The organism is Chryseobacterium sp. Leaf201 (assembly GCF_001421435.1).
GTDB lineage: Bacteria > Bacteroidota > Bacteroidia > Flavobacteriales > Weeksellaceae > Chryseobacterium.
Genome location: NZ_LMKA01000067.1, coordinates 1 through 25,319, shown reverse-complemented (window position 1 = coordinate 25,319; position 25,319 = coordinate 1). Strand labels below are relative to the sequence as shown.

Genomic DNA, 25,319 nt, shown 5'->3' with positions numbered 1-25,319 from the left:
TTTATAAATCTTTTTTACCGATTAATACCGCACCTACAATACCTGCTAAAATCAGGATGGAAGCAAGCTCAAACGGCAAAACATATTCGTTGAATAAAAGCCTTCCCAGATTTTTTGTAAGACCTACTCCTTTATCTACGTTTTCTACAATAACATGATTGTCATGAACACCTCTGAATACCCCTAAAACCCCAATCAATAAAAGGCCTGCCGTAAAAACACCGACAAATTTTAAAGTATTGTTCTTCTTGCTTTCGTCTTGTTTATTAAGGTTAAGCATCATCAGGATATAAAGGAACAGTACCATGATGGCACCGGCGTACACAATAATCTGAATAATCGCAAGGAACTGTGCATTCAGGAGAATGTACATGCCCGCAATAGAAAACATAGTTACAATTAATGACAGAACAGCATAAAGCGGATTTCGTGCGAATACAAAGTATACCGCACTTGCCACTGCTAAAAACGCCACCAAGAAAAATAAAAACTGATCCATTATTTTACCGCATTTTTTTGTTTCTCGGACTGTCTTTCAGTGATATCAATCCTTTCGTTTATTTTTTCTACCAATTTATCTTTTCCGTAAATAAAAGAACCTCTGTTGGTTTCCACATCCACCAGCCTGTCGGTAAGGTAAATGGCAGATTTCGGGCATGCTTCTTCACACATCCCGCAGAAAATACATCTCAGCATATTGATTTCATATACCGATGCATATTTTTCTTCCCTGTACAGGTCTTTTTCTTCTTTTGTTCTTTCAGCAGCCGTCATGGTAATGGCTTCTGCAGGGCAGGCCACTGCACAAAGTCCGCAGGCCGTACATCTTTCTCTGCCTTCCTCGTCTCTTTTCAGAACGTGCTGACCTCTCCAGATATCTGCTCTCGGCTTCTGTACTTCCGGATAAGAATATACTGCGGGGGCACCTTTCAGTACGGTCCTTACAGCATGCTTAAATGTAATCCCCATCCCGGTAAAAATAGCAGGGAGGTAGATCTTTTCAGCAAGGGTCATTTCTTTATTGGAAACAACTTTTGATCTGTTCGTAAGTTTCATTTAATTATAGATGTTAGATGTTAGACATCAGATTTTAGACTCATCTTGCCTGTTATCTTAATTTTTAAATATATATGAAGCTGAATATTTTGATTGTATAAAATGTATATCAGCTTAATTCTCAAATGTACCCTTCTTTAGTTTGCAAACGCTAAAATAACAGCGCCTGTAACCAGAAGGTTAACCAATGCCATCGGGATCAGGGTTTTCCATCCTAAGTGCATCAGCTGGTCATACCTGAATCTCGGCAGTGTCCATCTGATCCACATAAAGATCAGGATTCCGATTACCGTTTTCGTCAGGAAAGCCACAATACTTAAAATTCCGGCTGTATTTTCTCCCCAGTGCTGGGTTACCCATTCAATCCCCGGATAATTGTATCCTCCGAAGAACAGTACCACCATAAATGCATTGGAAATAAACATATTCACATATTCGCCGAACATATATAATCCCAGTTTCATGGAAGAGTATTCTGTAGAGTATCCTGTTACCAGTTCAGATTCACATTCCGGTAAATCAAAAGGATGCCTGTTCGTTTCTGCCAAAGCAGCGACAAAGAATATCAGGAATGCAACCGGCTGATAGAAAATATTCCAGTTCAGCCCGGAAACCCATGGAATGAATCCCCAGAGTTTTCCTGTAGTCTGATTTTCTGTAATGACCTTTAAATCCAGGCTTCCCGTCATCATAATGATAGAAAGCAAGGCCAGTCCCATCGCAAGTTCATAAGAAATCATCTGGGAAGAGGCACGGATGGCCCCTAATAATGAATATTTATTGTTGGAAGCCCAGCCTCCGATCATGATTCCGTATACTCCGATGGAAGCCATCCCGATGATGAAAAGTACGCCGACATCAATGTTGGCTACCTGAAGGTCAAAAGAAGTCCCTCCGATGTTCAGGCTTTTTCCCCATGGAATTACCGCTCCTGTAATCAATGAAATAAACATCACCAGGGCAGGCCCCAATACGAAAAGAAATTTTTCTGCATTGGCCGGGGTAAAATCTTCCTTAAAGAAAAACTTTCCACCGTCGGCAAGAGGCTGCAGCAATCCGAAAGGCCCTGATCTGTTCGGCCCGATCCTGTCCTGCATAATGGCAGCCACTTTTCTTTCCGCCCAGGTAGAGTAGGCTGCAATCGTTAAAGAAAGCAGGAAAAGCGCCAGTACAAGTATCAATTTAAATGTAAGTAAATCCATTTTTTATTTATTTAGATAACAGATGTCAGATGCTAGATGTCAGGTTTTAAATCTGTTGTCTTATATCTGAAATCTTATGTCTTAAAGATTAATTATTTTTCGTCTTTTTCACTGATTTCTTTAGCGAGCGGATTGTCTAAAACCCTCAGCTCATCTTTAGGCTTTTCATAATGGTTCAGTGAAATCACCGAATGCCGGTCAATATGCCTCGGACCTTCAATATTCCAGTCGCTTAAATTCTTTCTTTCAAAACGGCAGGTATCGCAGATGAATTCTTCCACCTCTCCCCACTGGTCTTTTCTGGCCGTTACCCTTACAATTTCATCGCCTTTCATGTAAACCGTGGCTTTTCCTGAACATTTATCACATTTGCATGAAGCATTCATCGGTTTTGTAAACCATACCCTGCTTGCAAAACGTGCGGTCCTGTCTGTTAAAGCACCTACCGGACAAACATCAATAATGTTTCCGATAAAGTCATTATCCAAAGCTTTATTCAGGTAAGTTGAAATCTCTGCGTGGTCTCCTCTGAACAGGATTCCGTGTTCCCTGGTTTCTGTCAGCTGATTGGCTGTTAAAACACAACGTGCACACAGGATGCAACGGTTCATATTCAGTTTAATGTTCGGGCCGAGATCATCTGCATCATAGGTATTTCTTTCAAACTCCGTTCTGGTGTTCTCATTACCGTACTCGTAACCGAGATCCTGTAAATGGCATTCACCGGCCTGGTCGCACACCGGGCAGTCCAGAGGGTGATTAACCAGTAAAAATTCAGTTACGGCTTTTCTTCCTTCCTGGGCTTTATCAGAAGTAAGGTTTTTTACTTCCATGCCGTCCATTACATTTGTTCTGCAGCTTGCCACCAGTTTGGGCATAGGGCGCGGATCTGCTTCGGATCCTTTGGATACTTCCACCAGGCACGTTCTGCATCTTCCTCCGCTTGCTTCCAATTTGCTGTAGTAGCACATTGCAGGAGGTACAGATTTTCCGCCGATCTGTCTGGCAGCTTCCAAAATAGAAGTTCCAGGCAAAACTTCAGCAGTCTGTCCGTCTATAGTTATTTTGAATTTTTTAACCTCTTCGCTCATATTCTATGCTTTTGCTTTACTGCCGGAGCAGTGAAGCGCTGTTTAATTATACTTCTTCGTATTAAATGTATATCCGATACCAAAATCAAGCTCTCCGTACACAAAATCCTGTGAAGCCTTATCCGGCTTATTGTTGAGTGTTGTTTTGATATCCGGCATATTAATGTATCCGAATTTACCTTCTACCTGAACCACAATATGTCTTATTGCCACTAAACTAACCGCTGCCCTTGCATCAGCCCCGAAACCTGCCAGATGAAACCGGTCGCTTCTTTCATTGCCCATCAGCCTTACATTAGACTTAGGCAATAAGGCCCCGACTCCGGCTCCATAGCTTAGAAAAAGATCAAAGTTCTTTTTATTCAGAACATTATGATATTTCTGTGCTCCTATGTTAATATAGTTAAGACCGTCCGTGTGTTCAAATGTCAATAATTTGGCATCACTTAAATCCACTTTTCCATTCTGCACCAGAGAAGCGTATTCAGGATTATTAATATATCCTTTTACGTCCACTGTCTGGTCCTGATCCATTACATATTTCATGTGGTCCATTCCTAAAGTAATCCCCAGATTATCTTTCGGAAAATATGTAATTCTGTAGTTCACCTGCGGAATTGTAATTGAGGAAGGATTAAAATACGTCCCCCAATCAAATTTCGTCTGTCTGTCATGGGCTGTAACGTTATCCAGTTGAAAATCATATCCGTCCCCTTTAAAATGGATATCTGATTTTGAATATACTGAACTGTTCCACCCCCAGAATACCATCACTGATCCTTTCTTAAACGGATCCACGTGACTTTTTTGAGCTTTAACGCCCACTATTGCTGTTACTGCTAACAACAATAAACACTTTTTTATCACCTATAATTTTATCTTCTTACCCCTAAGAATTAACTGATGGCACCGGAATAGGATCTGCATAATTTGCCAGACCGTAGTTTTGTGTAAGACACAATTCCGGGTTTTTAACATGCCATTCAAATTCATCCCTGAAATGGCGGATAGCCGCCGCTACAGGCCACGCTGCCGCATCCCCCAACGGGCAGATCGTGTTGCCTTCTATTTTTCTCTGGATGTCCCAAAGAAGATCGATATCTTCCATTTTACCCTGTCCGTTTTCGATCTTTTTTAAAATTTTGTGCATCCATCCCGTACCCTCACGGCATGGTGTACACTGTCCGCAACTTTCATGATGGTAAAATCTTGCTAAAGTCATGGTATGTTCTACGATACACTGGTCTTCATCCAGTACGATGAATCCTCCTGAACCCATCATGGTTCCGGTAGCGAATCCACCGTCTGCCAAAGATTCGTAGTTCATGTATCTCGGTTCTCCGTTTACGGTTTTAAGCAGTAAATTGGCAGGAACAATCGGTACTGAGCTTCCTCCCGGGATGCATGCTTTCAGTTTTTTTCCGTCTTTGATTCCACCGCAGTATTCATCAGAATAGATGAATTCTTCTACGGTAATGGTCATGTCAATTTCATACACGCCCGGTTTGTTGATGTTTCCACAGGCCGAAATCAGTTTCGTCCCAGTGGATCTTCCTACGCCGATTTTAGCATATTCCGCTCCTGTAATATCAATAATCGGAACAATGGCTGCAATTGATTCAACGTTATTTACTACCGTCGGTCTTTCCCAAAGTCCTTTTACAGCAGGGAACGGCGGTTTCAGTCTCGGGTTTCCTCTTTTTCCTTCAAGGGATTCAAGCAACGCCGTTTCTTCACCGCAGATATAGGCACCTCCGCCTCTCTGAACGTAGATTTCACAATCGAAACCGGTTCCTAAGATATTTTTACCTAAAAACCCTGCTGCTCTGGCTTCTTCAATGGCTTCTTCCAGAATATCAGGAATCCATGAATATTCACCACGGATATAAATGTAAGATACGTTTGAACCTAAACAGTATGATGAAATAAGCATTCCTTCGATCAGCAGGTGAGGAAGGTATTCCATCAGGTAGCGGTCTTTGAAAGTTCCCGGCTCAGATTCATCGGCATTCACCACAAGGTGTCTCGGAACGCCTTCCGGTTTTGCCAGAAAGCTCCATTTCATTCCTGTAGGAAACCCGGCTCCTCCACGTCCGCGGAGTCCTGAAGCTTTTACTTCTTCAAGAATTTCATCGGGTGTCATTTTCAGGGCTTTCTCTGCTGCTCCGTAGCCTCCCTGTTTGCGGTAGGTTTCCAGATAGCGGATGCCTTCTATGTGTGCATCTTTAAGTAAAAGTTTTTTACTCATTTTTATTTGCTTATTGCAATCAGCTTGCGGCTTTTTGCATTAATTAATATTAAAATTTAATTATTTAAAATCTAAAATGAAGAATTTAAAACAGGATTAATCCAAAGCAAGCTGTCCTTCCCTGCAAAGGTCAAGGATTTCGTCTACTTTTTCTATCGTGAGGTTTTCATGAAAGAATTTCCCCAGCTGCATCATCGGAGCATATCCGCACGCGCCCAGGCATTCAGCAGGCTTTAGGGTAAACATACCGTCTGCTGTGGTTTCCCCGTCTTTGATGTTCAGTCTGGTCCTGATATGGTTAAGTATTTTCTCGCTTCCGGAAACCATGCATGGTCCTGTTCTGCAAACTTCCAGAACATATTTCCCTACCGGCTTCATATTGAACATGGTGTAGAACGTAGCTACTTCGTATACCTCAATAGGCTTGATACTCAATAATTCCGCAACATAATCCATTACGGGAACGTCTAACCATCCTCCGAATTCTTTCTGTGCCAGGTGAAGTACAGGCAGAAGGGCAGACTTCTGTCTTCCTTCAGGATATCTTGCCATAATTTTATGTACCTGTGCTAAACTTTCCGGTTTAAAAGCTATTGTTTCGCTCATTTTCTTTATTTGTAAAATGTACAGTGTACCATGTACAGCGTACTTTCTATTTATTAATCTTTAATACATTTTACTTTGTACCCTGTACAAAATTATGCGTCCAATTCTCCCGCAATAATATTCATGCTGCACATCGTAACGATGGCATCAGAAATCACAGAACCTGTAATCATTTCAGGATAAGCCTGGTAGTAAATGAAACAAGGCCTTCTGAAGTGAAGCCTGTACGGGCTTCTTCCGCCGTCACTCACCATGTAGAATCCTAATTCACCGTTTCCGCCTTCCACTGCATGGTAAACCTCACCTTTCGGTACGTCGGTTTCTCCCATTACAATTTTGAAATGGTAGATCAATGCTTCCATTTTCTGGTATACATCCGCTTTTTCAGGAAGGTAGAAGTCAGGAACATCCGCGTGGAATGGTCCTTCCGGAAGGTTCTCGTAAGCCTGCTTGATAATTTTGATCGATTCCCAGATTTCCTGCTGGCGAACCATAAACCGGTCATACGTATCACCGGCAGTTCCTACAGGAATAATAAAGTCGAAATCTTCATAAGAAGAGTAGGGTTGTGCAACTCTTACGTCATAATCTACCCCTGTCGCACGTAAATTAGGACCGGTAAAACCATAGCTTAATGCTCGTTCTGCAGAAATTGCTCCTGCTCCGATGGTTCTGTCCATAAAAATTCTGTTTCTTTCTAATAAAGTACCGAATTCTTTGAATCTTGCCGGGAAAGTTTTCAGGAAATCCTGTAATAACTCATGAAACTTTGGTGTGAAATCTCTTTCAAAACCTCCGATTCTTCCCATATTGGTTGTCATTCTCGCCCCGCAGATTTGCTCGTACATATCGTAAATACGTTCTCTTTCGATGAACATATAGGTAAGTCCGGTAATTGCTCCGGCATCCATTCCGGTAACCCCGTTACAGATCAGGTGATCCCCGATCCGTGCCAGCTCCATTAAAATTACACGCATATAGTCTACACGCTTAGGGACTTCAACACCGATCAGTTTTTCTACCGTCATGTGCCATCCGATGTTGTTGATTGGCGCAGAACAGTAGTTCATACGGTCGGTAAGGGTGGTAATCTGAGCATAATTCCTTCTTTCGGAAATTTTCTCAAATGCCCTGTGGATATAACCTACCGTCTGTTCCGCATGAAGGATCCTTTCTCCGTCCATCGTTAAGACATTCTGGAAGATCCCGTGCGTGGCAGGGTGGGTAGGTCCTAAATTGAGGGTGTATAACTGCCCGTCAATCTGTTCCTTACTTTCGTATTGGTTAAGTATATTGGATAATGAGTTATCTTTCATAATTTAAATGCTTTGGGCTCTAGGCATTAAGCTTATTGCTTGCTGCTTATTGCATTATTTTTATCTTCCGAACATGGCATCGTCCTTATCTGTCCTGGTACCGTCTTCAAGGCGATATTCCTTCAGCATCGGATGGTAGCCCAGATCTTCCATATTTAGGATAGGGCGAAGGTCAGGATGTCCCTTGAATTTAATTCCGAAGAAATCATAGGTTTCCCTTTCCATCCAGTTAGCTCCGGCGTACAGTTCTACGAGAGAGTCAACTTCAATATTTTCCCTGGACATAAAGATTTTCAGACGCAGCCTGAAATTGGTCATCATGTTATGAAGGTGATAAACCACCCCGATTTCCTTATCAGGAAATTCAGGATAATGGATTCCGCATATATCGGTAAGGAAATTAATTTCCAGTGATGAATCTTTAAGGTAATGGATGATTTTTTTAATATCGTCCTTTTTTACTTCAACAGTAAGCATTCCATAGGGCTCAGCACTTGAGATGACAGAATCAGGAAATTCTCTTGTGATGGCTTCTAATACAAATTCGTTTGTCATTCCCGTTAGTTGCTTATGTTGTAAGAATCTAATAATTTCTGGTATTCAGGCATATCCCTTCTTCTGATGCTCTCGCTTTCTGCCAAAGCCTGAACCTGCATTACGCCTTCAATAATCTGCTCCGGCCTCGGTGGGCATCCCGGAACGTATACGTCAACCGGAATAATTTTGTCGATCCCCTGTAGCACGGAATAGGTGTCAAAAATACCACCGCTGCATGCGCATGCACCAACAGCAACTACCCATTTCGGCTCAGCCATCTGGGTATATACTTCTTTCAGCACAGGCCCTAATTTTTTAGCGATCGTTCCGCAGACCATCAGCATATCTGCCTGTCTCGGTGAGAAAGAGTTTCTCTCCATACCGAATCTGGAAGCGTCATAGGTAGGGTTCAGTGTCGCCATAAACTCGATACCGCAACAAGAGGTTGCGAAAGGCAAAGGCCAAAGCGAAAACTTTCTGGCCATCCCGATTACACTGCTCAGTTTCGTTGCGAAAAAGCCTTCTCCTTCAAATCCTTCGGGAGCAGTTGCATCTGTTCTTATTATTGGTTTGTTATCTGACATTTGATTGATTTAAGATTTAACTTTTAGATTAAAATTCAGTGTTAAAGTTAGCTATAACAGCTGTTTTTCTATCTAAAATGATCATTTAAAATTTCTATCTTTTATTTATCCCAGTCTAAGGCACCGCGTTTCCAGACATAGAAAAATGCCATAAAGAAAATTGCCACAAACATCAATACCGCTAAGAATCCTTCCATTCCGAATTCTCTGAAGTTTACAGCATACGGATAAAAGAATACGATTTCAATATCGAACAGAACGAACAGTACCGCCGTCAAAAAGTATTTAATGGAAAACGGTGTTCTTGCATTTCCTTCTACCGGGATTCCACATTCCCAGCTTTGGTTTTTCACAGAATTTCCCTCTTTCTGTTTCGGGCCTAAGAAATGCGCTCCAAGCAGAGAAATCGCTACGAATCCTATCGCAACACCTGCCTGTATAAGGATTGGAATATAACTTTCAGGTAAATTCATTTTTGCATTATTATCTCAATTTGCAAATTTAGGGAATAAACAATAAAGCATGAAATTAATAAGCCTAAAAGTGGAATTAAAACAGGTAAATCAGGCAATTTAGAATCAGTAAAAATAACGGTTATTTCCTCGTTTTTCTGAGGAGGGAGTATGCCATAAAAGAAATATAACCGAACAGGATGCTGGCATAGATGATATTAACGGCAGTATTGATCCTGTCATTATCAGATTGTAGAAAAAAGTTGAAAATAACAAACCCGGCGATTAAAATCCCGAAAATAATAAGTTGCAGCTTCATAATGTATTTATTCAGGTTGTTGATCTCCGATGTTTAATGAATACGTCCTTCTTCTCTTATGGTTTACCGGATTGTAATCCTGCCACAATACCTGCACGCTTTTATTCTCTTCCAGCTCAGGATTGGTTTCTGCAAAATCTATTCCCATGCTTGTAAACCGGATAAAGATTTCCTTGAAAATAATAGCTGTAACGCCGCGTCTCTGGTATTCAGGATGGATTCCGATCAGGTAAAAATTGGCCCGGTCGTTTTTACGGCTGGCCTGCAGGAAATGCCACCATCCGAACGGAAACATTTTTCCTTTCGACTTCTGTAGTGCTTTTGAATATGAAGGCATCGTAATGGCAAAGGAAACCAGTTCGTTATTTTCATCCACCACGCAGATGACATAGTTTTTATCAATAAACGGGAAATATTTTTCCTTGTAGGTCTGTATCTGCTCTTCTGAAATAGGCGTATAGGTGGAAAGATGCTTATACGTTTCGTCCAGCAGCCTGAACATGGGCTCTACGAAAGGCAGGATCTCTTCTTTTGATTTGAACGGAAGAACTTTCAGCTTGTATTTCTGGGCAATAAGACCGCTGAATTTTTCTACTTTTTCCGGAAGGATTTTAGGGAAATTCATTTCAAATTCCACCCACTCCTTTTCTTTTGTCAGGCCAAGCTCTTCAATGTGTTTAGGATAATATTCATGGTTGTATATACCGATCATTGTGGCCAGCTTATCAAAGCCCATGGTCAGCATGCCCGCCTTGTCCAGGTTGGTAAAGCCCATCGGCCCTTCAATCTTCCCGATGTTGTTTTCTTTAGCGTAATCAATTGCTCTCTGAATTAAAGCTGCCGAAACCTCTTTATCATCAATGAAATCAATCCAGCCGAAACGTACTTTTTTAATGCCTAATTCCTTTTCTTCCTTATGGTTGATCATTACTGCAATCCGTCCCACTACTTTATCCCCTTTTTTTGCCAGGAACTGTTTAGATTCCGAATAATTCAAGGCCGGATTCTCTTTGGGATCCCAGATCTTAAATTCATCTTTTATGAAAGAAGGTACGTAATAAGGATTGTTCTTATATAAATCCATCGGGAATTTTACGAACTGTTTCAATTCTCCGGGTGTTTTTACTTCAGTAACTGAGACTTTAGACATAGCTTTAAAGGGTAATTCAGGCACAAATATAATTAATAAAATTGTAATACTTTGGCATAATTTTTCCATAATATGGGGTGAAAATATATTATAAGTAAGGTAAAAGATGATAGGGTATTATATAATTATCGGTATTTCGATGCTGGTCAGCTGGTGGGTATCCTCAAGGCTGAAGTCCAAATTCGAATATTACTCTAAAGTTCACCTCCGCAACGGGCTTTCCGGCAAGGAGGTAGCAGAAAAGATGCTGAGAGACAACGGGATCAATGATGTACAGGTTATTTCTGTTCCCGGACAACTGACGGACCATTACAATCCGGAAAATAAAACGGTAAATTTATCAGAATCAGTATATATGCAGCGAAATGCGGCAGCAGCAGCGGTTGCAGCTCATGAATGCGGACATGCCGTACAGCATAAAGTAGGGTATTCCATGCTTCAGCTGCGTTCCAAGCTGGTGCCTGTGGTGCAGGTCAGCTCAAACCTGATGCAGTTTGTCCTGATTGCGGGGATTATGATTATGGTGGCCACGCAGTCCGGTGACAATCCTGCCGGTAACCGTTTGGTGTTAGGAATAGGAGTGATCCTGTTTGCGTTTACCACGCTGTTCGCATTTATTACACTTCCGGTGGAATATGATGCGAGTAACAGAGCGATGAAATGGCTGAAAGATACCGGTACGGTAACTTCAGAAGAATATGTAGGGGTAAAAGACAGCCTGAAATGGGCAGCAAGAACTTATGTTGTGGCTGCTCTCGGTTCACTGGCACAGCTGCTGTACTGGGCTTCCTTACTGATGGGAGGACGCAGGGATTAACTTTCTTAAAGTTTAAATGAAATATAGGGCATCTCAGAAATTTTCTGGGATGTTTTTGTTTACATTCCGTCAGGATTCTATACTTTTGGCAGACCTACATCCCATTATTTCCCAAATGTATAAAAAGACATTGTGCTCAGAAGAACAGCAGGTGAGCCGGCTGATTAAAACCATTGCGTTTTTCTGGTGTATCACCAAAATATGGAGTTATAAGACCTGGGTCACAGACAGGCTGTATCCGGTAATTCCGCCGGCAGATTTTCTGAAATATGTTCCTGATTTTCTGCATGTATTCTTATTCGGGTTTTCTGTGCTTGCTTTACTGGTGCTGCTGTTTGTTAAAGCAAACCGGCTGCTCCTTATTTCCCTCTTTTTATCTGAACTGTTAAGCTGTTCACTGGATACCGTGCGGTGGCAGCCGTGGGAATATATGTACATGTGTTTCCTTCTGATCATTGTGATTAATCTACACAGGCCTAAACGTATTTTGATGCTCGGGCATTTGTTTCTGGTATCCGTTTATTTTTTCAGTGGCCTGCATAAACTCAGCCGTGGATTTCTTTCTTCGATATGGATGAATATGGTACTGATGGATTTCTTCGGTCTTTCCATGGAGGCTATATTAAGGTACAAACTCTATTTCATTGGATTGCTGATTCCTTTTACGGAGATCCTTTTAGCCGTTCTGCTTTTTATCTCTCAATCGAAGAAGAAAATAAGTTATTTGTTGATTCTGACTCATATCAGCATCCTGATTTTTATCGGCCCTTTTGGGATTCAGTATAATTCTGTGGTCTGGCCCTGGAACCTGGCGATGATTTCAATTCTGATCGTTGTGTATGCAAAACCGGTTGAACCCATAAGCAGGGAATTTTTTATTACCAACAGCTATTGGGTTGTGCTTTGGTTTGTTTTGCCCGTCCTGAGTTTTTTCGGAAGCTGGTATCAGTATTTTTCATTTAATCTCTATTCCGGGAAAGGCGAGCAGATGTATATTTATTTTTCGGAAAAGGAAAAAGAACTCAGGCCTTATTTTGAGCCGGGATCCGGCAACAGGAATAAAAATGAACCGTATATCATTCTGCAGAACTGGGCAATGAAAGAGATCAGGTCTGCGCCGGTTCCAGAAACTGAAATGCACAGGGAAATCGCAATTTCTTTAAGGCGGAGATATCATAAGCGTATTGTGAGAATAATGCTGTACAATCCGCAGACCGGAAAAATAACGGAGTTATAGTTTAAAGATTCTATGTCCAAATAACGGCAGGTTATACCTTATATTCCACAAACTGAAGGTTCGTAAGGGCTTCTGTGATATTGTCTTTGTCTTTTGATTTTATTTTCGCCGATATAACAGCTCTTTCCTGAGAATCAAAACTGATGATTTTTCCGTCGAATTTTGAAAGCAGGGTAAAAATAGTATTCTGCTGGTTAAAGTTAAACCGGATTTCAATTTCGGTCTCCAGTTCTTTTGTAACAATACGGGCTTCTTCCAAAGTGATTTTAGCTGATTCCTTATAGGCTTTCACCAATCCTGAAACGCCAAGTTTGGTACCGCCGTAATACCGTACCACGATAACGAGGACATTGGTAATATCGTTCGCCAGGAGCTGGTTGAAAATAGGCAGTCCTGCGCTTCCGGACGGTTCGCCGTCATCATTGGCCCGGTAGTTTTCCCCGTTGATCCCCATTCTGAAAGCATAGCAGTGGTGTGTTGCTTTCGGGTGCTCGCTCCTGATTTTTTCTAATGCCTTTTTGAGTTCCGTTTCATTGGTTACCGGAAAGGCAAATCCGATGAACTTGCTTCCTTTTTCTTTGAATAACGTGTTTTCGATAGGTTGATCTATGGTTTTGTACTCGAACATTCTACAAAGGTACTTTATAGAGCAAGCCATGTCAACTAATTAAAATAAAAAAGAGAACATCAGTGTTCTCTTTTTATTTATCAGCATGGGAAAGTTCCATCAAGCCAGGGTGGCGGGCAGCTCATACTTGAAGGTGTAGCACAGCATCTCTGTAAATTTGGGGGATAGTAAGAACAGCATTGCGGGGCATTTCCTCCTGCTATATTTTTCAGTTCTTCTCTCCGGATTTTTTTCAGATTTTTCATAGTCAGTTTTTCTAAAGTTCAATTGATGGAGTGGCACAGGCTTGCCCAATAGGAACACATACGCCATTACAGTTGTAGGTCGTGTGAGGGTTGCAAGGGCAGACTCTTGTTCCGTCAAATAAATAATAGCACTTTTCAATAGCTCCCTGAATTGTTTTCAATTCTCTTTTTGATAGTTTCTTAAAATTTTTCATGATAATAGGTATTAAATTTTTCATGAAGTTAAATAATTAATATCAATAAACAGTGAAAAAACATCAGGATATTTATGTTAAAGTTTTGACTTTTATGGTTTTATAAGGTTTTTTGATGATGAAATTCGATTACATTGTCTGAGAAGGCTTTAATTTTCTTTGGTGCAAGGGGAAATTCCGGAGCTCTTGTACCGTTCTCCAGGTTCAGGTTTTCATTTTTAATGACTACCGCTTCATCCCAGAGATTTCCATCAATAAACTGCTGCAGAGTAAACCGGCCGCCTTCAATAATTACGGACTGGATCTGTTCTCTGTACAAAGCATCCATTAAATCTGACAGGAAATTTTCCCTTCCGATTTTAATGAACCGGATATTATTTTCATCGCCTTCTTTTACTGAATTAAAAACCAACGTCGGGGCTTCATTGTTATAAATATTGAAATCCGCAGGAACTTTCAAATCAAAGTCAATTAAGATTCTTACCGGATTAACACCGGCAATGTTTCTTACCGTCAGGCTCGGGTTGTCATTAAGTGCCGTCTGTGTTCCCACTAAAATAGCATGTTCATCTGACCTCATCTGATGGACAAACTGATTGACAAGCGGATTGGAAATAGCGCAGGGCCTGAAATCCCTGTCCATAAACCCGTCTGCTGATTCCGCCCACTTCAGGATGATATACGGCCTCTTCTTTTCATGGTAGGTGAAAAACCTTTTATTCAGCTCAATACATTCTTTTTCCAGGATTCCGGAAACAGCTTCAATGCCGGCTTCCTGAATGATTTTTTTACCTTTTCCATTCACTTTATCATGGGAATCCATAGCCCCGATGACGACTTTTTTAAATCCAAGCTCTTTAATTTTTAAGGCACACGGAGGTGTTTTTCCGTAATGGGCGCAGGGCTCCAGCGAAACATAAATCGTAGATTCCGGAATCAGGCTTTTATCGGCAACGGAACTGATGGCATTGATTTCCGCATGCGGTTCACCAGCTTTATTATGGTAGCCTTCTCCTATGATTTTCCCGTTGTGAACAATAACGCTTCCCACCAAAGGGTTAGGATAGGTTCTGCCAATGGCTTTCCGGGCCAGCTCAATACATCTGCTGATATAAAATTCGTCCTGCATACTGAATGAAATAAAAAAGCGGAGTCAAATTGCTTTGCTCCGCTTTATGTAGATTTTTAAATAATTTATTCTCCGGAGATGATGTTGTGGAGATTCTGTTTTAAGGTTTCCAGATGGGCTTTCTTGTCATCAATAGAATTAAAGGTATCCCTAAGTAACGGGTTATCCTTTGATGGGTTCTTAAAGAATGCCAGGTTATTCTCCAGTTTCACAATTTCAGCTTCAAGATCAGAAATCTGGTTCTTGATTTTTCTTGCCTTATCAGTCAGCTGGTTCTCAGATAAACCTTCTTCTTTCAGATCGTATTCATTGATTTTATTCAGCTTCAGTTTCTCCCTCAGCGTTTTGTTGAACTCGGTATTGATTGAGATTTTATCTCTCGGAACTTTCCCGATATTGTTCCACGCAGTCTTGATGGCTTCGATTTTTTCAATGCTTCCTTCTTCATCGGAAACAGTTTTCAGCTCGTCAAGAATCGCCTTTTTATTCTTATAGTTTTCTTTCCAGTTATCCGTTGAGGCATTGCTTTTCTCCCTGTAATTGTTGAAGAATGTGTTGCAGGCATCACGGAATTCATCCCAGATTTTATTGGTCATGCTTTTTGGTACATGCCCGATTTTCTTCCAGTCTTCCTGAAGTTTTTTGAATAACGGAACGGAAACATCCCATTCTTCATTGTTCTGGTTGTCTTTTGCCGTCTGGATCAGTTTCAGCTTTTCTTCCAGATTAGCCTGCTGTGATCCTTTTAAAGATTTATAGTAGGTATTCTTTGTGGTATTGAATGTTCTGAGGATGGCTTTGAAATCATTCCAGTTCTGGTTGGAAAGCTTTCTCGGAACACTTCCGGTCTTAAGGAATTCTGAACGGAGATCTTCCACCTGTCTGATGGCATTCTGCCAGTAGTTGTGGTTCGGGGTTTCCGCAGGCTCGGTAAGTTTTTTAATTTCGGTGATAATCTGGTTTTTCTTTTCAAGATTGGCGGCCTGTTCCGTTTCTATGGCTGCAGAAAGCTCAGATTTCCTTTCATGGATCTTGTTTGAAATTTCCTTGAACTCTTCCCAGGTCTTCTCACGGTACTCTTCAGAAACCGGTTCGGCTTCTTCTTTCCAGAGTTTGTGAAGATACTGAAGTTCGTTAAGCGCTTTCTGGATCACCGGCTCATGTTCAAGCTGTTTTGCACGCTCAATAATGTGCTGCCTTTTCTCCAGGTTGTGGCTGTATTCCTGCTCCAGGAATTCTTTGTTAAGATCCAGCATCTGATAAAACTGGTTCAGGTGATGGAAATAATTATTGTTAAGGATCTTGAATTCAGATTTGGCTACCTGCCCGGCTTTTGCCCAGTCTTCTTTAATTTCCCTGATGGATTTGAAGAGATTGGTTCCCGGCTCCGAGTTGGTATAAAGGTTTTTAAGCCTTTCAATAATGTTCTGGCGGTATTCGAGGTTTTTATGCTGTTCCTCTTCCTGGCCTTTCTGATAAGTATCGTATTTCTCCCTGAAAATATTTACCAGTGCAGAAAACTTGGCCTGGGAAGGGTGCTCGTAACTGAAATTTTCAGCGGCATTCCCTGCTTCCTCGTACTCATGCTTTTTGTCTTCCACTTCATCATGGATGTAATGACTTGCTTTTTCCTTCAGCTGATTGAATTTCTTAAGGTTTTCCCCTGCATCCGGCGCATTGATGATTTTCTCCATTTCCTTAAGGGCATCGCTTAGAGAGATCTCTGCTTCTGCATGCTCTTCTTCGTGTTCAGCTTCTTCTTCATGTCCGCTTTCAGGGGCAGGAACCGTATTTTCCGGTGTATCTCCCTGCGGCAGTTCGTTAGAATTATTCTTCTCTTCGTTTTCAGAAAGGTTGTTTTCTGTAATCATAGCAAATCGTTTATGTGAGTGGCGTTAATTAAGATTTAAATATAGGGCTAAAATGCCAATTAAGGGACTAATTTAGGTTATTTTTTTTGAAAATTCCAAATTTCCCAGGCTTTTTCTGCTTGCTGTTCAAGCATATAATATCCGTTCACTGTTTTCGCTCCTTTTTCGGAAGCTTTTGTAATGAATTTGGTATAATTCGGATTGTAAATCAGGTCAATCACAAGGTGGTCTTCCGTAAGGCCTTCAAAAGGAAAATCCAGGCAGTCATCCAAATGGGGAAAGGTGCCGACAGGCGTACACTGGATGATGATTTTATGGTTTCCGACGGTTTCCTTATCCAGGTTTTCAAAATTCACTTCAGAGGTCCTGGCAACCGTGAGAGCACTGATCCCGTGTTTATCCAGCACATACTGTACGGCTTTTGCCGCGCCTCCGTTGCCAAGGATCAGGGCCATATCCTGGTGGGGTTTTTTATGCAGGAACAGGGTTTTCTCAAAACCGAAAGCATCCGTATTGTAGCCTGTTTTCTTTCCGTTTTCAATCAGGATACAGTTAACGGCACCGATCTTCCGTGCTTCATCGCTAAGTTCATCCAGATATGTGATGATTTTCTCCTTGTACGGAATGGTCACGTTGCATCCCAGAATGCCGGGCGTGGAAAATACATCCAGAACCTCATCAATTTCAGCCACATCAAAAATATCATAGGAATACCCTTTCAGCATCAGTTTCTGAAACTTGTTTTCAAAGAACTTCTTAGAAAAGGAATAGGCGATGTTCTTCCCGATCAGGCCTAATTTTTTATTGGAATCCATACCTTCAAAAATAAAAAAAAGACCGGAAAAACCGGCCTTTAAGATGAAAATATTTTTAGCAGTCTGTTATTCTACAATGAATTTTGCAGAGAAGCTGTCAGCAGTAAGGATATAATTTCCTTTTACCAGACCTTTAAGATGGATCTTATTGGAATTTTTGAAAGGGTTTTCCACTGTCTGGATCAGTTTTCCTGAAAGGTCATAGATCTGTGCTTTTGAAATCCTGTTCAGGTTATCTCCTTTTACATACAGTTCATTGTTTTTTACCGGGTTAGGGTAGATCGTGAAACCGGATTTGTCTTTTGTGGTCTCAGAAGTCCCAAGGATGCTGTAGCATGTCCAGCTTAAGTCATCAATAGAAATCCTTTTTCCTGTTTCTGAATTTATGATTTTAATGGTAACATTCCCGGCTACGTTGATATTATCAATAGTAGTGGTTGTATTTGCAGCACTGAAAGGAATGGTTCCTGCGTTATTTCCGTTGATCTGCAGGATAAGATTTCCGGCTGTGTCAGAAAACGGAAGTCTTGTCGTAACAGTCAGGCTTTTAATTCCACCTGTAATAGCAGAGCTGGTAAGGTTTCCGTTTCTGATATTAATTGCTTTGCCGTTTATCGTTTGGTCAATTCTTGCATCGGTTGCGGTCCATGTAATGTTGTTATTCGTCCATGTTCTTGTATCGTATGAAGGCGTAGTCGGTGATGTTGGGATGTTTGTAAAATCTTCCGTTCCGCAGCTTGTATTTCCGCCACCCGGCTGCCCTCCGGCAAGCGTGGTTCCGGTTACTGTATTACTGGCAGGAGAGGCATTTCCGGAAGCATCTTTGGCAATAATGTAGAAACTGTAGGTTGTAGAAGGAGCCAGTCCTGAAACAGTAGCTGTAGTTCCTGAAGCAGTCGTGTATAATACTCCGTTTACATAAATGTCATATCCGGCGATGCCTATGTTATCTGTAGCAGCGGTCCAGCTTAACGAAATGGAGTTTGAAGAAGGGTTGTTGGCCGCTAAGTTTGTAGCCGCTGTAGGAGCCTGGGTATCAATAACCGGCGTTCCCCAGATCTGGCTTACATATTCAGGATGATCGATGAACGGGTTTCTGTTTCCCTGAAACGTATAAGAAGCATTGTTTCTGGCAATTTCAGTCGCAGAAACCGGGTCTGCAGCACTCCAGGCCAGTAACTGGTTAAGTTCCCAGATCTGTAGCCCGGGAAATGCAGAGCCTCCGAGCATATTTCCGGAAGTGAAGCCGGCAAGCTGTGTTTCGTATCTTGTTACAAAATAAAAGATCATTCTGGCAATGTCTCCCTTAAAAGCATCAATCGGCTCAAAAACTGTCCCGGAATACCCAGGAGAAACCGAAGTTCCGAGCTTTGACCCGTTCTGGGAAGTGAAGGTAGCTGAGCCTACTTTTCCGAAAGGGAAATTAGATCTCATTCCGTTTACTTTTCCGTCGGTTGCCCGTATAAAATGGACGTCAGACTTCATCGGAAAAGCTTCGCTAAATAAACTTTGCGGGACCACATGTTCCCTGTTGTAGCAGTCTCCTTCATTAGCATAGCCTGAGCCGCCGCATTGAGTACTGCCATAAGTGAAATTATAAGGATCTGTTCCGTTCGGGTTTTCAGAATACATATCCAGGATGGTTCCGTCATTTTCATACCCTGAAATTCCTGAAATATTGTCCCGGTCCGTAGTCTGGTAAGCGATCCATAAACCGCCATATCCGTTGTCCTGATGGCCGTTGGAAATAATCTGTTTCAGTTTGGATTTCAGGGGTGCACCGCTTAGGCCTGACGTTCCGTCATAATAACCTGTCGGGATCTGGGCAAAGGCACTGATAAAGGCCATGCTCATTAAAAAAGAGAGTAAAGTCCGCTTCATTTTTTTTATTTTGGGGCACAAAGGTACGAAAAAATGAATGTTATTATGTTAACTTTTAGTAATATACTCCCTGCTGATTTTCGAGAATACCCAGGAAATACCGAACCCGAAAAGGGCTGCTGTAAGCGATACTGTAAAGTAATTTTTCCCGACAATTTTCACAGGGAAAGGCAGGGTTTCATTGGCTTTAAAGAATTCCGTATACTGTTGGAAATAGCAAAGCGCGGTTCCTAAGATCAGTCCGGAAATAATCCCGAGTACTACGATTAGTATGCCGGTGTAGAAATAGATCTGCCTTAGATGGCTTAACGGGAATCCTAAAGAAATCAGGGATTTTGCCTGCTCTTTTTTATCCAGCTGCAGGATGATGATGGCACCTGCCAGGTTAAAGGTAGTAATAAAAATCACCAATGCAAAAATAAGGTAGATGAACAGTTTTTCCGTATTGATCATTTTCCAGAAGGCCGCATTTTCCTCTTCCTTGGTTTTGATCTCAATATTTTTACCCAGCGCAGAAAGGAGCTGTTGTTTCACGGATGCCGTGTTCTCAGGATTCCTGAGCTTGATTACGATCTGGTATGCAGAATTTTCAGGAAGGTTCAACAGTTCTTCCGTCAGCTCAATAGGAGAGATGATGTAGTTATCCAGCTGGTCCTTTCCCGGAAAAACACCGGTAACGAGGATGTCTTTTTTATGGTAAATGTCTTCTTCTTTGTTAATGATCCCTGTACCTGCTTTAGGCATAAAGATCGTTGCATAGGCCGTACTGGAAGGCACGGGAACCGACAGCCTGTTGTCCAGGGAATTCTCCATCAGGACTTCATTGGAATATTTGAAGCTCGGGTACGATCCGTAGAATACATCTTTGTTGATTGGGTTCACCTGCGTATAAGCGGAATCAACGCCTCTCAAATAAGCGATATCGCCTTTTCCGTTGTAGCTGATGTAGACTTTTTCTTCAATGACCCTTGAAAAATGGGTAACTTCTTTGTTGCTTTTGAGGGCAGCGCTGATCTTATTGAAATCCTTCAGCGTTTTCCCGGCTGTGCTTTTAAGTGTAAGGTCGGCATGCAGGTTGGAGATCAGGTCTTTGTTGAGGTCTTCCAGTCCTGAAAAAACCGAAATGATAACGAACATTGCAGTAACGGCTACCGTCATGGCACCTACAGCCAGCCACGTAATGAACGTAACGGCAGTGCTCCCTTTTTTTGACAAAAGGTAACGGGAAGCAATATAAAATGCAATGTTCTTCAAGTCTTATAAAATAGGATTGTCGCCTTCGCCTCTCAGTTCGCGCTCCAGTTTCTCAACGTCATCAAGAGCGGTATCCAGGTAAAAATTCAGGTTGGGGATTACCCTTACCTGCTTTGCCATTTTCTGGCCGAGGAAATTCCTGTACTGGGCTTTGTTTTCTTCAATCTCCTTCATCACGGCAGAACGGAATTCCTGCGGGAAGATGCTCAGATAGATTTTGGCAATCCCCAGATCCGGGGTTACCTTAACATCCGAAACGGATACCAGAACGCTCTGTTTGCTTTCTGCAGCCTGTTTGCGGAACAGCTCTGCGAAGTCTTCCTGTATGATCTGTGCTACTTTTCTTTGTCTGTTGCTTTCCATAAGTCCTGCAAATTTAGTATTTTTGTTTGAATTGGTACTTTGAAAATCCGAAGCTTTATCAAATTTACGACTTAATTGATGTAATTGCTTATGAAATTAGAACATATCGGCATTGCCGTGAAATCCCTCGGGGTTTCCGATGCACTTTTTGCGAAACTTCTGGGAAAGGAATCCTACAAACAGGAATCTGTGGAGCGGGAAGGGGTCGTTACCTCATTTTACGCTGCCGGGGAATCCAAAATCGAACTGCTGGAAGCCAGCAAGGAAGAAAGCCCCATTGCTAAATTTATCGATAAGAAAGGGGAGGGCATCCATCACCTGGCTTTCGGGGTGGAAAACATCCTTGCAGAGGTGGAACGGCTGAAAAAAGAAGGATTTCAGTTTATCTCCGAAGAACCGAAAGAAGGCGCTGATAATAAGCTGGTTGTCTTCCTTCATCCGAAATCTACCAATGGAGTACTGGTAGAATTGTGTCAAGAAAAACCATAAAAAGTTTTGTAGTGCAGGAAATTTTACTATTTTTGCAATCACAAAATTCAACCAATTTTGAGGTCCTATAGCTCAGTTGGTTAGAGCACCTGACTCATAATCAGGTGGTCCCTGGTTCGAGCCCAGGTGGGACCACTGGAAATCAAGCACTTACAGAAATGTAGGTGCTTTTTTGTCATAAGATAATAACAGATAGTATTTATAAGTCAACCACTAAAATAAGGTCCGTCATTAACTAAAAATTCATTATTCCAATTTACTGATAGTCATATAAATACTATTACAAAAGATTATTATGAGGATGAAAATTTTTGTATAAGTAGTGATGGAAATATAAGTCTGTGGGATCTCTACAATCTCTTTACACAATCTAATAAGAGCAGTTATATAGATACATTTTTAGATAGAAATTTGAATGCTTTTGATTTTACTGTAGGTATTTAATAAAGTCTCAATGAAAATTATCATTGGTTTTTGAGTTAATTTTATCTCTTTAGTTTGTTACTAGAGAGATTTTTTTATCTTTAATGAAAATTAATAATAAACATGAAAAAATGGCTAATTAGCTTATTAGGTTTAGATAAGCTTTCAAATGAAGTTACACAAATTCAGCATGAAATATCAGAGCTAAATAAAATTATAAATAAAGAAATTCTAGAAATTGCAAGTAACACTAGAAACTTACATGAGAAATTACAAGCATCAGATTCAAGCCAAATATCTACAGTATTAGTAAGTCTTAATAATAAAATTGATAAGCTAATTCCTGTAAAAAATGAATTCTCACCATCTGATTTAGCAATAAAAGATGTATTAGGTAATATTGTCTTAAACTTTTCTCTAAAAGGAGCAGATGAAATAGATCTTGATAAAGCAAAAAGAGTTCATGGAGCTGCATTATTTGCAACTAGTGCTGTCAACATTTCTGCATTTCAGGGAATATCTCAAAATTTATTTTATGCTACAGCTAATCCAAGCACTTTAATGGCCATAAAAGGAGGTCTTGGGACAGCTGTGATGGGAGCAAAAGGCATTGTTAGTCATGCTCCCTTTATTAGTGCTGGTTTAGGAGCTTTTGCACCAATTTTATTATTTCAGGCTACATCTATGATGATTATGCAGTCATCAATAAATAATTTAGCAGAAAGAGTTGAGTTGGTAAAAAAGAAAGTAGAACTACTTCTGAAATACACAGAGAAAGAGAATGAAGCCACACTGATGACTATTAATGAAAAGCTAATTTCATTAGATAAACAAAAGTTTTACACTACTGAAGATTTTGTACTTCTAGAAAATTTCAAGGACAGATTAAGCGTTCTTTCTAATCAATACAGACTTTTAGCACTTGAATCATTAATTAGTTTGTCAAAAAAAAATTCTGAAGTGGAAAGTGAAAATGATAGATCTGATTCTTTAGATGTGAAGAAAAAGTTTAGAGAAAGAAGTTTAGATGCTATTGTCAAGCTAGGTAAAAAAGTATCAAAAATAGCAGATTATGTCCCACATGAGAAAGTTTCACAGTTTGTAAGTGAAAATATCTTTGAATTATTTAGAAACAGTAATGGAAATGTTGAAAAGATAAAACAGGAAATTTTAGGTTCTAAACTACAATACTTCTTAGTGCTTAGTTCAACAGCAGAAAACCTAAGTTCTCAGGCAAAATTTCTTGAACTGAAAATGAACTATGCACAGATTAATCCAGATGGCAATAGAATTGAAAAGGCAAAATATTTAGTAGAAAGATTTAAAGAAGATCATTTGACTCTAAGCTCACAAAACTTATCACTATTAGAATCTGTAAAACAAAATATAACAGATCAGATTCTTGAATTACAAAATAACTCTGATTGGAAAAGGGAAAATATTGAAGTAGTAAAGACTGATATATTAAAAAGTTTTGATGAAACTAAAACCATCATCATCAAAAATCAGGATGAAATTTACATCCTAAAGAATAGCCTTAATGATCAAAAGTCATTAGAATTAATATTAGAATATAAAGATGGTGAGGAAAATATTTATGTTTTAAATGCCTAAGAATTATTATTGGCATATACTACCCTATAATAAAAGTAGGGTAGTTAGTTATTTCTTTCAATCTTAGCTCTCATATGATTTATCATACTGCTTACTACAAAAAGAGTATTAATGGTTATCTCTAGCAAATAATATATTATCAAAAACCTTTGGATAAATAGAAGAGAAGCTTTAAAGAATAATTTTGTAGATTCTCTATTTATGATTTTTAAGCTAAACTCCAATTCATTGAGATTAAAATTCATATTATAAAGATCAAGAGTGTTTGGGACTATTAAGATCAATATAAAAATGCTGATGATAATTGTATACCCAGTTACATAAGCATAAATTTTTGAATAATTAAAATCTTGTTTATCCCATAATTTTTCTCTTGAAGTTGGATTTTCAGATTTTGATTGTTCATAGAACTTATCAAAACTGAAAATTAATGCTGTAATAAATAAACCTACTAGAATAGATAAACTAGAAGTTATGAATTCAATAAACTTTTCACTAAATCCTTTTTCAAGAATATATAGTGCTAATAAAGTTAAACCTATATGAAAAAAAGGTCTTAAGTATCTGGTGAAAAATGATTTGTCAGTACTGTTGTTGACATCTACATTTTTCAGTTTGTTAGCCTCCTTTATAACGGTTATAATATGTTTAGTTAGTTTTAGTGACATTTAAATCTGGTCTTATTTCTGGTAATATTTCATCTCTAAAAATATTTTCACAAAATTGCTTTAGCTCCACAAAGTCAGGAGTTCCATCTTGATTTGTTTTTGTAACTCTATCTTTCAAGTATACAACAGGAACGAAATCGTCGTCACTTATATCCCAATTCATGGTTTTTGTTGCACCTCCAAAAGTTCCCTCTAAGGTAGTCTGTCTTGTTTCAAAATCCTCTAATCTTCTTGTATTTCTTAATGAGCCAAAAACTTTATCCTTAAAAACCTTCATTACATCACCTATATTCCTAGCTGACACATCTTTATTTTTTGGTATTGCCTCAATTTTTATATGAAATTCATTAAGGATTGATGAAACTCCATATTTACTAGTAACATTATCAATCATATTAGTTTCAAAAGAAACTCTTTTAATTGTTGAACCTTTTAAAAACTCATCCTGAAAAACTTGGGGACAGAACTCTAACGTTTTTGCTTTATAAAATGAAGGACTATGCTTAAAGAGATTTTCAATATAGTGTTTAAATATATTGGTGATGTTATCTTCTTTGCTATTGGAATGAATTATAAAAAAACCTTCATCATGGTCTGGAGGCAGGTAAAGAAATACGAAGAAATATGAAGCTACTGTTTTATTGCTTCCTAATGCTGTGCTATCTTCATCATCATCATTATTTGAAACAGCTCTTTCAGTCCCAAATTTGCCACCATTTAAAACTCCAGATATTGTAAATTGACCACTGTCAAAATGTGGTCTCTTATCAAAGTGTTTGTTGATCGTTCTTTTGGCTTCAATATATATTCTTTTCTTAAGAGTATCAGACTTTGAATATTCTTCTTTTAAAGACTGTATGAAATGTTGATGTAATTTTTTAAAAACGGTTACATCAGTTGCCCTCTTACCTACACCTAAACTCTCAACAGCAAAATCTCGGAAAGTAACAAAATCTTTGCTTCTTGCCCTTAGCTTTATTTTATAAAATTCTAATCTTGGATTCATTAAAATAATTTGTTTTTATAGAGGTCATTTAAACTTTTCTATAAAAAAAGGCTTGCTTATTTTTGTGTTGCGAGACATAAAAATATAAAGCAAGCCTATGATGTACCAAGTACTTGACAAAGAT

28 protein-coding genes, 1 tRNA gene and 1 pseudogene are annotated in these 25,319 nt (G+C 39.8%); 6 read left to right on the top strand and 24 right to left on the bottom strand.

The window, feature by feature from the left end:
- Window position 1: 1 nt before the first annotated feature.
- From ASE55_RS08880 to ASE55_RS08825, 13 genes are all read right to left on the bottom strand, one after another.
- Window positions 2-499: an NADH-quinone oxidoreductase subunit J gene (locus tag ASE55_RS08880; RefSeq protein WP_056218100.1), complete on the bottom strand. Its 498-nt coding sequence runs from the start codon at window positions 497-499 to the stop codon at window positions 2-4.
- A complete protein-coding gene (locus tag ASE55_RS08875; RefSeq protein WP_056218098.1) occupies window positions 499-1,056 on the bottom strand; it encodes a NuoI/complex I 23 kDa subunit family protein in 558 nt (185 codons plus the stop codon). Before ASE55_RS08875 ends, ASE55_RS08880 begins: the two co-directional genes overlap by 1 nt.
- Window positions 1,057-1,193: 137 nt before the next feature.
- Window positions 1,194-2,258 carry an NADH-quinone oxidoreductase subunit NuoH gene (gene nuoH, locus ASE55_RS08870; protein WP_056218095.1) on the bottom strand — a complete coding sequence of 355 codons (1,065 nt, stop codon included), beginning with the start codon at window positions 2,256-2,258 and terminating at the stop codon, window positions 1,194-1,196.
- 92 nt (window positions 2,259-2,350) lie between these two features.
- Entirely contained in the window at window positions 2,351-3,349 is a 999-nt protein-coding gene (locus tag ASE55_RS08865; protein WP_056218093.1) for a 2Fe-2S iron-sulfur cluster-binding protein, read from the bottom strand.
- 42 nt (window positions 3,350-3,391) lie between these two features.
- Entirely contained in the window at window positions 3,392-4,198 is an 807-nt protein-coding gene (locus tag ASE55_RS08860; RefSeq protein ID WP_238585025.1) for a hypothetical protein, read from the bottom strand.
- A 40-nt stretch (window positions 4,199-4,238) separates the two neighbouring features.
- A complete protein-coding gene (nuoF, locus tag ASE55_RS08855; RefSeq protein ID WP_056218086.1) occupies window positions 4,239-5,597 on the bottom strand; it encodes an NADH-quinone oxidoreductase subunit NuoF in 1,359 nt (452 codons plus the stop codon).
- 96 nt (window positions 5,598-5,693) lie between these two features.
- Window positions 5,694-6,203 carry a complex I 24 kDa subunit family protein gene (nuoE, locus tag ASE55_RS08850; RefSeq protein ID WP_056218083.1) on the bottom strand — a complete coding sequence of 170 codons (510 nt, stop codon included), beginning with the start codon at window positions 6,201-6,203 and terminating at the stop codon, window positions 5,694-5,696.
- 92 nt (window positions 6,204-6,295) lie between these two features.
- Window positions 6,296-7,519 carry an NADH dehydrogenase (quinone) subunit D gene (nuoD, locus tag ASE55_RS08845; RefSeq protein WP_056218078.1) on the bottom strand — a complete coding sequence of 408 codons (1,224 nt, stop codon included), beginning with the start codon at window positions 7,517-7,519 and terminating at the stop codon, window positions 6,296-6,298.
- A 60-nt stretch (window positions 7,520-7,579) separates the two neighbouring features.
- Window positions 7,580-8,074, bottom strand: coding sequence for an NADH-quinone oxidoreductase subunit C (locus tag ASE55_RS08840; protein ID WP_056218073.1), 495 nt, complete (start codon window positions 8,072-8,074; stop codon window positions 7,580-7,582).
- Window positions 8,075-8,079: 5 nt separating this feature from the next.
- Window positions 8,080-8,640, bottom strand: a complete 561-nt coding sequence (locus ASE55_RS08835) for an NADH-quinone oxidoreductase subunit B (RefSeq protein ID WP_056218070.1) — start codon at window positions 8,638-8,640, stop codon at window positions 8,080-8,082.
- Window positions 8,641-8,741: 101 nt separating this feature from the next.
- A complete protein-coding gene (locus tag ASE55_RS08830; RefSeq protein WP_056218068.1) occupies window positions 8,742-9,113 on the bottom strand; it encodes an NADH-quinone oxidoreductase subunit A in 372 nt (123 codons plus the stop codon).
- Window positions 9,114-9,234: 121 nt separating this feature from the next.
- On the bottom strand, window positions 9,235-9,411 hold the full coding sequence (locus tag ASE55_RS20465; RefSeq protein WP_185116286.1) for a hypothetical protein: 177 nt from the start codon (window positions 9,409-9,411) through the stop codon (window positions 9,235-9,237).
- 7 nt (window positions 9,412-9,418) lie between these two features.
- Window positions 9,419-10,561, bottom strand: coding sequence for a hypothetical protein (locus ASE55_RS08825; protein ID WP_056218066.1), 1,143 nt, complete (start codon window positions 10,559-10,561; stop codon window positions 9,419-9,421).
- Window positions 10,562-10,667: 106 nt separating this feature from the next.
- On the opposite strand from ASE55_RS08825, the gene ASE55_RS08820 reads away from it, so the two are divergent.
- Together ASE55_RS08820 and ASE55_RS08815 are read left to right on the top strand one after the other, a co-directional pair.
- Window positions 10,668-11,378 (top strand): zinc metallopeptidase, encoded by a 711-nt coding sequence (locus tag ASE55_RS08820; RefSeq protein ID WP_185116285.1) that lies wholly within the window; start codon window positions 10,668-10,670, stop codon window positions 11,376-11,378.
- A 49-nt stretch (window positions 11,379-11,427) separates the two neighbouring features.
- Window positions 11,428-12,615: a hypothetical protein gene (locus tag ASE55_RS08815; protein WP_128414538.1), complete on the top strand. Its 1,188-nt coding sequence runs from the start codon at window positions 11,428-11,430 to the stop codon at window positions 12,613-12,615.
- Window positions 12,616-12,646: 31 nt separating this feature from the next.
- Here the strand turns inward: ASE55_RS08815 and ASE55_RS08810 are convergent, their stop codons facing one another.
- The 9 genes from ASE55_RS08810 to rbfA form a co-directional block, all read right to left on the bottom strand.
- Window positions 12,647-13,243, bottom strand: coding sequence for an IMPACT family protein (locus tag ASE55_RS08810; RefSeq protein ID WP_082474382.1), 597 nt, complete (start codon window positions 13,241-13,243; stop codon window positions 12,647-12,649).
- An 80-nt stretch (window positions 13,244-13,323) separates the two neighbouring features.
- Window positions 13,324-13,488 carry a bacteriocin-like protein gene (locus ASE55_RS20935; RefSeq protein WP_157844639.1) on the bottom strand — a complete coding sequence of 55 codons (165 nt, stop codon included), beginning with the start codon at window positions 13,486-13,488 and terminating at the stop codon, window positions 13,324-13,326.
- An 11-nt stretch (window positions 13,489-13,499) separates the two neighbouring features.
- On the bottom strand, window positions 13,500-13,682 hold the full coding sequence (locus ASE55_RS20930) for a bacteriocin-like protein (protein WP_410493011.1): 183 nt from the start codon (window positions 13,680-13,682) through the stop codon (window positions 13,500-13,502).
- Between the two features lie 100 nt (window positions 13,683-13,782).
- Window positions 13,783-14,811, bottom strand: coding sequence for a bifunctional diaminohydroxyphosphoribosylaminopyrimidine deaminase/5-amino-6-(5-phosphoribosylamino)uracil reductase RibD (ribD, locus tag ASE55_RS08800; RefSeq protein ID WP_056218053.1), 1,029 nt, complete (start codon window positions 14,809-14,811; stop codon window positions 13,783-13,785).
- 65 nt (window positions 14,812-14,876) lie between these two features.
- A complete protein-coding gene (locus ASE55_RS08795; RefSeq protein WP_056218049.1) occupies window positions 14,877-16,682 on the bottom strand; it encodes a DUF349 domain-containing protein in 1,806 nt (601 codons plus the stop codon).
- 77 nt (window positions 16,683-16,759) lie between these two features.
- Complete coding sequence (locus ASE55_RS08790; RefSeq protein WP_056218047.1) at window positions 16,760-17,497, bottom strand: shikimate dehydrogenase family protein; 738 nt, start codon at window positions 17,495-17,497, stop codon at window positions 16,760-16,762.
- A gap of 66 nt (window positions 17,498-17,563) precedes the next feature.
- Entirely contained in the window at window positions 17,564-19,378 is a 1,815-nt protein-coding gene (locus ASE55_RS08785) for an endonuclease (protein WP_056218046.1), read from the bottom strand.
- Between the two features lie 48 nt (window positions 19,379-19,426).
- The gene (locus ASE55_RS08780; protein WP_056218042.1) at window positions 19,427-20,632 is read right to left on the bottom strand and encodes an ABC transporter permease; all 1,206 of its coding nucleotides are present in this window, start codon (window positions 20,630-20,632) and stop codon (window positions 19,427-19,429) included.
- A gap of 3 nt (window positions 20,633-20,635) precedes the next feature.
- Complete coding sequence (gene rbfA / locus ASE55_RS08775) at window positions 20,636-20,995, bottom strand: 30S ribosome-binding factor RbfA (RefSeq protein ID WP_056218040.1); 360 nt, start codon at window positions 20,993-20,995, stop codon at window positions 20,636-20,638.
- A 90-nt stretch (window positions 20,996-21,085) separates the two neighbouring features.
- On the opposite strand from rbfA, the gene mce reads away from it, so the two are divergent.
- The 4 genes and pseudogenes from mce to ASE55_RS08760 all read left to right on the top strand — a co-directional run bounded on the left by mce (window position 21,086) and on the right by ASE55_RS08760 (window position 23,521).
- A complete protein-coding gene (mce, locus tag ASE55_RS08770) occupies window positions 21,086-21,484 on the top strand; it encodes a methylmalonyl-CoA epimerase (RefSeq protein ID WP_056218037.1) in 399 nt (132 codons plus the stop codon).
- Between the two features lie 61 nt (window positions 21,485-21,545).
- A tRNA-Ile gene (locus tag ASE55_RS08765) sits at window positions 21,546-21,619 on the top strand.
- Window positions 21,620-21,748: 129 nt separating this feature from the next.
- A pseudogene (locus tag ASE55_RS19885) lies at window positions 21,749-21,928 on the top strand (DUF3871 family protein); the annotation flags it as partial.
- Window positions 21,929-22,030: 102 nt separating this feature from the next.
- Window positions 22,031-23,521 carry a hypothetical protein gene (locus ASE55_RS08760; protein ID WP_056218034.1) on the top strand — a complete coding sequence of 497 codons (1,491 nt, stop codon included), beginning with the start codon at window positions 22,031-22,033 and terminating at the stop codon, window positions 23,519-23,521.
- Window positions 23,522-23,565: 44 nt separating this feature from the next.
- On the opposite strand, the gene ASE55_RS08755 is transcribed toward ASE55_RS08760, so the two are convergent.
- Both ASE55_RS08755 and ASE55_RS08750 read right to left on the bottom strand, forming a co-directional pair.
- On the bottom strand, window positions 23,566-24,189 hold the full coding sequence (locus tag ASE55_RS08755; RefSeq protein WP_056218031.1) for a hypothetical protein: 624 nt from the start codon (window positions 24,187-24,189) through the stop codon (window positions 23,566-23,568).
- Window positions 24,170-25,195: a hypothetical protein gene (locus tag ASE55_RS08750; protein ID WP_056218028.1), complete on the bottom strand. Its 1,026-nt coding sequence runs from the start codon at window positions 25,193-25,195 to the stop codon at window positions 24,170-24,172. The genes ASE55_RS08755 and ASE55_RS08750 overlap by 20 nt, the downstream gene beginning before the upstream one ends.
- Window positions 25,196-25,319: the final 124 nt, after the last annotated feature.

Excerpts from the sequence above, each read along its gene's own strand:
- ASE55_RS08820 (WP_185116285.1), top strand. The coding sequence starts at position 10,668 with ATGATAGGGTATTATATAATTATCGGTATTTCGATGCTGGTCAGCTGG.
- ASE55_RS08790 (WP_056218047.1), bottom strand. The coding sequence starts at position 17,497 with ATGGATTCCAATAAAAAATTAGGCCTGATCGGGAAGAACATCGCCTAT.
- ASE55_RS08795 (WP_056218049.1), bottom strand. The coding sequence starts at position 16,682 with ATGATTACAGAAAACAACCTTTCTGAAAACGAAGAGAAGAATAATTCT.
- mce (WP_056218037.1), top strand. The coding sequence starts at position 21,086 with ATGAAATTAGAACATATCGGCATTGCCGTGAAATCCCTCGGGGTTTCC.
- nuoE (WP_056218083.1), bottom strand. The coding sequence starts at position 6,203 with ATGAGCGAAACAATAGCTTTTAAACCGGAAAGTTTAGCACAGGTACAT.
- nuoD (WP_056218078.1), bottom strand. The coding sequence starts at position 7,519 with ATGAAAGATAACTCATTATCCAATATACTTAACCAATACGAAAGTAAG.
- nuoF (WP_056218086.1), bottom strand. The coding sequence starts at position 5,597 with ATGAGTAAAAAACTTTTACTTAAAGATGCACACATAGAAGGCATCCGC.
- ASE55_RS08840 (WP_056218073.1), bottom strand. The coding sequence starts at position 8,074 with ATGACAAACGAATTTGTATTAGAAGCCATCACAAGAGAATTTCCTGAT.
- ASE55_RS08760 (WP_056218034.1), top strand. The coding sequence starts at position 22,031 with ATGAAAAAATGGCTAATTAGCTTATTAGGTTTAGATAAGCTTTCAAAT.
- nuoH (WP_056218095.1), bottom strand. The coding sequence starts at position 2,258 with ATGGATTTACTTACATTTAAATTGATACTTGTACTGGCGCTTTTCCTG.
- ASE55_RS20465 (WP_185116286.1), bottom strand. The coding sequence starts at position 9,411 with ATGAAGCTGCAACTTATTATTTTCGGGATTTTAATCGCCGGGTTTGTT.
- ASE55_RS08835 (WP_056218070.1), bottom strand. The coding sequence starts at position 8,640 with ATGTCAGATAACAAACCAATAATAAGAACAGATGCAACTGCTCCCGAA.
- ASE55_RS08825 (WP_056218066.1), bottom strand. The coding sequence starts at position 10,561 with ATGTCTAAAGTCTCAGTTACTGAAGTAAAAACACCCGGAGAATTGAAA.
- ASE55_RS08755 (WP_056218031.1), bottom strand. The coding sequence starts at position 24,189 with ATGTCACTAAAACTAACTAAACATATTATAACCGTTATAAAGGAGGCT.
- ASE55_RS20930 (WP_410493011.1), bottom strand. The coding sequence starts at position 13,682 with ATGAAAAATTTTAAGAAACTATCAAAAAGAGAATTGAAAACAATTCAG.
- ASE55_RS08865 (WP_056218093.1), bottom strand. The coding sequence starts at position 3,349 with ATGAGCGAAGAGGTTAAAAAATTCAAAATAACTATAGACGGACAGACT.
- ASE55_RS08875 (WP_056218098.1), bottom strand. The coding sequence starts at position 1,056 with ATGAAACTTACGAACAGATCAAAAGTTGTTTCCAATAAAGAAATGACC.
- ASE55_RS20935 (WP_157844639.1), bottom strand. The coding sequence starts at position 13,488 with ATGAAAAATCTGAAAAAAATCCGGAGAGAAGAACTGAAAAATATAGCA.
- ribD (WP_056218053.1), bottom strand. The coding sequence starts at position 14,811 with ATGCAGGACGAATTTTATATCAGCAGATGTATTGAGCTGGCCCGGAAA.
- ASE55_RS08750 (WP_056218028.1), bottom strand. The coding sequence starts at position 25,195 with ATGAATCCAAGATTAGAATTTTATAAAATAAAGCTAAGGGCAAGAAGC.
- ASE55_RS08880 (WP_056218100.1), bottom strand. The coding sequence starts at position 499 with ATGGATCAGTTTTTATTTTTCTTGGTGGCGTTTTTAGCAGTGGCAAGT.
- ASE55_RS08830 (WP_056218068.1), bottom strand. The coding sequence starts at position 9,113 with ATGAATTTACCTGAAAGTTATATTCCAATCCTTATACAGGCAGGTGTT.
- ASE55_RS08815 (WP_128414538.1), top strand. The coding sequence starts at position 11,428 with ATGTTTTTGTTTACATTCCGTCAGGATTCTATACTTTTGGCAGACCTA.
- ASE55_RS08810 (WP_082474382.1), bottom strand. The coding sequence starts at position 13,243 with ATGTTCGAGTACAAAACCATAGATCAACCTATCGAAAACACGTTATTC.
- rbfA (WP_056218040.1), bottom strand. The coding sequence starts at position 20,995 with ATGGAAAGCAACAGACAAAGAAAAGTAGCACAGATCATACAGGAAGAC.
- ASE55_RS08785 (WP_056218046.1), bottom strand. The coding sequence starts at position 19,378 with ATGAAGCGGACTTTACTCTCTTTTTTAATGAGCATGGCCTTTATCAGT.